Origin of the sequence: Cognatishimia sp. F0-27, assembly GCF_020667845.1 — a bacterium.
Taxonomy (GTDB): domain Bacteria; phylum Pseudomonadota; class Alphaproteobacteria; order Rhodobacterales; family Rhodobacteraceae; genus JAFMPQ01.
The window spans coordinates 1-300 of sequence record NZ_JAFMPQ010000134.1; the positions used below are offsets into that span (position 1 = coordinate 1).

At 58.0% G+C, this 300-nt stretch carries 1 protein-coding gene; it reads left to right on the forward strand.

What is annotated here, in order from left to right; translation table 11 throughout:
• Positions 1-24: 24 nt before the first annotated feature.
• Positions 25-300 (forward strand): hypothetical protein (locus J1C49_RS22040; protein WP_227447868.1); only part of this gene is annotated, 276 nt, incomplete at its 3' end.

Consider the following 300-nt stretch of genomic DNA (forward strand, 5'->3'; position numbering starts at 1 on the left):
GTCCTTTCTGAAATAGACGCCCATTTGGCGCTGTGGCGGCTGCACGAGGCACTGGACCTTGTCGAGCGCGCGCGGGCGCGTTTTCCGGATCACCTGGATCTCGCACTCAGGCACGCGCGCGTTCTGAAGCGCTTGTTTCAACACGAAAAAGCGCTTGCCGTTCTCGATCAATTCGACATCTCCGAATTGCCCGATTTTCTCACTTTGAAAGCTTTGCTTTTGGGCGATTGCAAACGCTTTGACGAGGCTCAGGCCACTCTGGACGACGTTTTGGCGCTGGGGGCGGGGGCCGCAAGGACA